This is a genomic window from Trichlorobacter sp., from assembly GCF_034008105.1.
GTDB lineage: Bacteria > Desulfobacterota > Desulfuromonadia > Geobacterales > Pseudopelobacteraceae > Trichlorobacter.
This window is the reverse complement of the sequence record NZ_JAVEPN010000030.1, coordinates 1-6550: the sequence shown is the minus strand read 5'-3', so window position 1 is coordinate 6550 and position 6550 is coordinate 1. Positions and strand designations below refer to the sequence as shown.

General features: G+C 57.4%; 3 protein-coding genes and 1 pseudogene. All 4 read left to right on the top strand.

Going from position 1 to position 6550, the window contains the following annotated elements; genetic code table 11:
• Positions 1 to 1177, top strand: a 1177-nt coding sequence (locus RBQ93_RS12210; RefSeq protein WP_320372396.1) for a hypothetical protein, incomplete at its 5' end; no start/stop codon positions are given.
• 244 nt (positions 1178 to 1421) lie between these two features.
• Positions 1422 to 2762: a hypothetical protein gene (locus RBQ93_RS12205; protein WP_320372395.1), complete on the top strand. Its 1341-nt coding sequence runs from the start codon at positions 1422 to 1424 to the stop codon at positions 2760 to 2762.
• A 559-nt stretch (positions 2763 to 3321) separates the two neighbouring features.
• Positions 3322 to 4677 carry a hypothetical protein gene (locus RBQ93_RS12200; RefSeq protein ID WP_092078898.1) on the top strand — a complete coding sequence of 452 codons (1356 nt, stop codon included), beginning with the start codon at positions 3322 to 3324 and terminating at the stop codon, positions 4675 to 4677.
• A gap of 157 nt (positions 4678 to 4834) precedes the next feature.
• Positions 4835 to 6550, top strand: a pseudogene (locus RBQ93_RS12195) (VCBS repeat-containing protein); the annotation flags it as partial.

Sequence of the window (6550 nt, the reverse complement as noted above, 5' to 3'; positions counted from 1 at the left end):
CGCGGTGGATTTTGCGTTTCACGGCGATCTGAAGCACGAATTCCGCATCAACTCCAACCAGACAGGATTCACCGGGGGTAAAGATTTCGCGTCGAGTCTTAAAACGACGCAGTCCAAGATCTATGATGAAGATGCCAACGACAGCTTCGCTCTCATCAAGTACCGTCTGTGGACGGAGATTGCCAGCGATGACGGTGGCGTCAAAGGGGTCTACGCCATTGAGATTGGTGGTGTTAACTTTGGTAACTCCAGCCAGGGAGGTGGTTTCTCCGGCGATGGCAAGAATGTTGAAACCCGTTGGGCTTATACCGACTTCGCCTTGGCCGGTGGACGCCTGAAGGTTGGTCTGCAACCGGTCAAGATCAGCCGCTTTTTGTGGGAAGAAACCGCCACAGGCATTCACTACCAGAATGGTGGTCTTGAACTGGCCTGGTATCGTGGCTATGAGGTGGTCAATACCGATGACAGCAACGATTTCAAAGACCTGGATGCTCTTTATCTGCGTTACAGCCTCAAGCCGGCCGCTGGTGTCAAGCTGGGCCTGTTCGGCTTGTGGCAGCACAGCCTGGAAGCCGGCAGCTTCTTTGCCAACTGGGATCTGATGTACCAGACCGGCGACATGCTGGAGGATGCGGATTTCGGCGGCTACTTCGCTCATGCCGATCTGGGCCTGAAGATGGGGCCGGGCACCCTGACCTATACCGTCTGGTATGCCAGTGGCGATGATGACCGCAGCGATGGCGATCTGGATGCCTTCATTGTCACCGATACCGATATCAATGCCGCCTACTCGTCGGTGGTGCTGTTCCAGGGTCTGAACTCCGACCACTACTTCGCCGCCGAGCCTTATATTCAGGACAAGGGTCTGTTTCTCAACCGTTTGGCCTATGAGCATAAGTTGACCGATAAGCTCACGGTTGGTGCGGCCGCCCTCTACCTGATGACCGCCGAAGATCTCGAATACACGGACAACAACGCTGTTGATCGGGCGGATGACAGCCTTGGGATCGAGATCGACGCCTGGGCCAAGTACAAGCTGTACAGCAGCCTTGAGGTGGCACTGGCCGCCGGTTACCTGGCGGCTGACGACGCCCTCGACTTCTATGAGGTTTCGCGCGACGGCAGCTCGGACGAAGACATCTATGTCATTGTGTCCAGCATTGGGTACAAATTCTGACCCCCCGGCGGCCCCAGGGTCGCTTCTGCCCCTGCCTCCTTCGGGAAGCAGGGGCTTTTTTGCGTGCGGGTTTCATGAAGCGCTGGCTGAATAATCACTGATCTGGTAACCTGCGGTACCCGCAGTCGTCGCTGTTAGCAGCGCCGGAGGCTGGCGACCGTGGGGGGGGCGGGCCACCAATGGCTGTCTCCCTTAGTGGAACGATTGTTCGATAGATCTTGACCATGGGGAGGTAAGGATGCGTGTGTGTGCAAGAGCTCTGCTGGGCGCGGTCGCTGTTTTGCTGCTGGCGGGAGCGGCAATGGCGCTGGAGGTGGCGGTTCATGGGGATTTCAGCAACGAGCTGCGCCTCTACAGCAATCAGGCGGAATTTTTTCGCGGCGATTTCGGCTACCAGACCGAACGGCAGCATAAAATCGGCCGCAGCAGCGCCAGCGACAGCTTTGTTACCGCCAAATACCGGCTATGGAGCGAGATTGCCAGCGACGAAGGCGCTGTCAAGGGTGTTTACGCCATAGAGATGGGTGGTCTGCGCTATGGCGACAGTCGACGCGGCGGCGGTTTTTCCGGCGATGGCGTCAATCTCGAAACCCGTTGGGCTTACACCGATCTGGCCCTGGTCGGCGGTCGTCTGAAGCTGGGCTTGCAGCCGGTGCAGATTAACCCCTTTTTGTGGAATGAAACAGCGACCGGCGCGCACTTCCAGCGAGATTTGGGCGGGGCTCAGTGGCAGCTGGCCTGGTATCGCGGTTACGAGGTCGTCAACACCGAGGACAGTAATGATTTCCAGGATCTCGATGCCCTCTATCTGCGCTGCCTCCTCAAGCCGGCCACCGATACCAATCTGGGCCTGTTTGCCCTGTGGCAGCACAGTGATGGCAAAACATTAACGGACGAACCGGCTTTCAATCTGGCTGAACGCGGTAACTATCTTAAAAACTTCGCCGGTTATGATCTGGATCTCTATACCCTGGGTTTTGATGGCAGTGCCCGTCAGGGGAACCTGTTTGCCCGCTGGGATCTGCTCTTTCAGTTTGGTGACTTGCTGGAAAAACAGGATTTTGGCGGCTATCTGATTCATCTTGATCTGGGCGCCAAGAGCGGTTCCGGCAGCTGGACCTATACCTTCTGGCTGGCCAGTGGCGACAAGGATGCCACGGATGACGACTATGACGCCTTTATCGCCACGGACTGTGATACCAATGGTGAAACCAGTTCTGTGGTTCTTTTTGAAGGCTATGCCTCCGATGATTATTTCTCGGCCGTGCCCTATGTGCAGGATAAGGGGCTGATTCTCAACCGGTTGGGGTACGATCACCAGCTGGGCCAGCGTCTGACCGTAGGCGGTGCCATTCTTTATTTGCTGACGGCAGAGAAGGTGCGTTATGCCGATCAGGCGTCGGACCGGATCGGCTGGGAGGTCGATGCCTACGCCCGCTACCTGCTTTATCCCCAGTTGGAGCTGGCCCTGCAGGGGGGCTATCTCTGGGCTGACGATGTCCTGGATTACTACGAGAACGACGACGATGGCCAGGCCGACAGCAATCTGCTGGTCGTTAACGCCCGCGTCCGTTACCGCTTCTGAGCCCTTCCCATCACGATTTCTTTCCATGCCGGTTGCTACCCGGTCTGGCGTCTCGCCGGGCCGGGTTTTTTGCGTGCCAGCCGCTGAAAATTGATATTTTGTGCGAAATCCGGTGTAACTGCCTAAATATACAAAAAACCCTACGTCTTTTTGCTTGACAGGCTGACGAATCGCCAGCTAAATAGAACACAGTTTAAAAATGCACTGGTCGTGGTTGATCAGCCGCAATCCGTATGTTGGCTGTGGCCTGGTTGCCACAGTTTATGAGAGCGAAGGGTGCGCCAGATGGTGGCTCTGTCGCGGGCAAGAGCAGTGGCTTGGCAAGAAAGATATTAGAATGCCGAGAGTTTTTAGCGAATCGACCGCTTTTGGCGATTTCTGGCATGGTTTCTGATGAAGATCGATGGCAGTATCGTCAAGCTAGAACATTGTTGGTTTTTGGGTTGGGCGCAGACGACCGGCAGCGGAACAGCGGGTTCCGTGAATCGAGGCAAATGCCGGACGACGTGCCCGGAATGGGCTTGAACAGGCAACACCAACAAACAAGGAGGAAACCGGTATGAAACGAATGTGGATTGCCCTTGTGGTCATGCTCAGCATGGCAGCACCGGCTCTGGCAGTGGATTTCACCTTTCATGGGGATCTGAATCACCGCTTCCGGCTGTACACCAACCAGGTGAATTTCTTCGATGGCGCGGGGAACTCCTGGCAGAGTATGCACAAAAAAGCCATTACCGAAGAAGATAACAATGATCTTATGGGCGAGATCAAATACCGCTTGTGGACTGAAATGGCCAGTGATGATGGCGCCATCAAGGGTGTCTATGCCATCGAGGTTGGCGGTATCCAGTTTGGTTCCGGCACTGATGGTGATTTTTCCGGTGATGGTGTCGATGTCGAAACCCGCTGGGCCTACACCGATTTCGCCCTTGGCAGCGGCCGCGCCAAGATCGGTCTGCAGACCTTTACCGTTAACAAGTTCATCTGGCAGGAAACCGCTACAGGCATCGACTACAGTGTCCCGGTAGGTAATGGCAATGTTGAACTGGCCTGGATGCGTGGTTACGAGCGGCCGCATAATGATAGTGACCTGGATCACAATGATTTCGATGATCTTGATGCTCTTTATGCCCGCTATAATTTTTCGCCGGCCGAAGGCATGAAAATGGGCCTGTTCGCCCTGTGGCAGCACAGTGATGGCGATACCCTGTCCGATGGTGCGACGGGGCCGAACTACAACTATGTCAGCCGTGGTGGTTTCACCAATCTTGACATGGATCTGTACACCCTTGGTTTCGATGGTACCTTGGCCGCCGGCAACTTCTTCGCTAACTGGGATCTGTTCTATCAGTTCGGTGATCTGATGGAAGAGGTTGATTTTGCAGGCTACTTCGGTCACGTTGACCTGGGTGCCAAGATGGGTAAAGGCAAGCTGATGTTTACCACCTGGTATGCCAGCGGTGATGACGACGCTACGGATGACGATTATGATGCCTTTGTGGCAACGGATATCGACATCAATTCGGAATACTCGGTGGTGCTGTTCGAAGGCTATACCGATGACGATTATTTTGCCGAAGCTCCTTATCTGATGGATAAGGGCATGATCCTCTTCCGTCTTGGTTATGACCACCAGACGACCGACAAGCTCAAGGTCGGCCTTTCTGCTGCCTATCTGATGACTGCTGAGGATATCGAGTACCTCGACAATAACGGCATTGCTCGCTCGGATGATGAGATCGGTGTTGAGGTCGATGCCTATGTCAGCTACAAGCTGTTCAGCTCGACCGAGGTGGCTCTCCAGGCTGGTTACCTGATGACCGGCGACGCCATGGACTACTATGAGGTGGATTGTGATGGCAGCGCCGACGAGGACATTTATATCATCAACTCACGCCTGCGTTATTCGTTCTAAATAACGATGAAATCCATAAAAAAGGCCGGGATTCTCCCGGCCTTTTTTATGTGCAGCCGGGCACTGAGGGGCTATAATGCGGCCGCCCCACCATCAAGGTGGCGGCGGGTTGAATGCCCCAGGAGCCGCAACCGGCTGTAACCAAGGAGGAAACTGCATGAAATGCCTGACCGCACGACTCACCCTGCTGCTGGCCTTGCTGCCCCTTTTGCTGGGCACTCTGGCCGGTGGTGCCCTGGCCCGTGATCTGGCTCAGCTGGAACCGGATTTTGCGCCGCGCACCGGCTGCGTTGTTCTTTCGATCGGTAGCGAGTTTCTCGTTGATCTCGATGCCGATCAGGGATTGACCGCCGGCGATCTGTTGGCCGTGGTGGAACAGGGTGGCGATGTCATTCATCCGGTGACCAAGGAGGTTATCGGCACCCTCGACAAAACCCTGGCCGTGTTGCAGGTCAGTCAGGTCAAGGATGGCTATTCCTATACGCGGCTGCTGCGGGGTGAGGCTGCCGCGCTTAAGGCGGGTACCCTGGTGCGGCGCTACAGCGGCCTGACGGCGCGCTTCCATGATGCCAGCGGCAGCCAGGAGGCGCTTTACGCCCGCCTCAAGGCTGGTCTGCCGGCCCTGCAGTGGAGTGATGGCGAGGGCGCGGCTGATCTGCTGTTCGAAGCCACGGTCAATGGTCTGCAGGTGCGCGATGCCGCCGGCCAACTGATCCGGGCCTATGCCCCGGCCCCTGGGCGCAGTCTCGCTGCCCTGACGCCGCCGACCATGGCGGTTGCAGCCCTGCCGGCCACCGCGACCATTGCCGCCCCAGCGGCCTCGCCATTGACGATGCCGCTGGCTGTTGCGCCGGCCGCACCGGCTTCGCCGGCGAATCTGCGTTACGACGCGCCGCTGCCGTTGGCGGCCCTCAACGGGGCGCTGAGCATGGAGTTTCCTCGCTTTGTCAAACGTGGCCAGCTGTCTCACGCTACCCAGATGGCTGATTTCGAAGCGATCGGCGGCGAGTTGCTGCTGGCCACCACTGACGGCGGCCGCATCGAAATCTACCGTCTGGGTGAGCAATTGACCCCCTTCGCCAGTGGCGACAGCGTCACCATGGGCCGTATTCTCAACCTGAGCTGGTGGCAGCCGCGTGCCGGCGAAGCCTATCTGGCGGTGACGGTCTGGTCCGACAAGCGCGTCTACTCCGACCTGCTGCAGCTGCAGGGGCAGCAGCTGGTGCCTGTGATCAGCGGTTATGGCAGCCTGCTGGCCGGCTTTGATATCGATAACGACGGTCGCTCGGAGCAGCTGCTGGGGCAGGAATTCTCGCGCGAACATTTCTACGGCAGCCCGGTATGGGCTCTGAGTCTGGCGGGCAATCGGCTTGCGGCACAGGCGCCCGCCTTCGAATTGCCGGTGAACTTCCGCCTGTTTGGTGCCCTGATCACCGATATCACGGGAGATGGTCAGGCCGAGGTGGCCTTTGTCCGCAACCGGCGGTTGTATATCTACAGCGGTACGCAGCAGCTGTACAAGTCGAACAAGGAGCTTGGCGCGTCGGTCTCGACGGTGACCTACGACATCGATCCCGACGCGCAGAATCCGATGATCACCAGTGCCAGTTGCGAGGTGGCGCCGGTGGCGGCCGATCTTGATGGTGATGGCCTTGCGGAGATCGTCGCCATCGCCGCAGATGCCAATTTGCTGCAGAATGTCGGTGTAGCCTCGGCCATCAACAAAAGCTGGCTGGCGGTATTCAAGTTTCAGCAGGGCATGGTGATGAAGGGAACCCTGGGTGACAGCCTGGAGCGGCCGTTGCAGGGCCTGGCAGTGCAGCAGGGGCAGGCGCTGATGGTGGCCACGGAGATCAGTGGCTTGCTGGACAAG

Coding starts and splice junctions, on each gene's coding strand:
- RBQ93_RS12200 (WP_092078898.1), top strand. CDS start 3,322: ATGAAACGAATGTGGATTGCCCTTGTGGTCATGCTCAGCATGGCAGCA.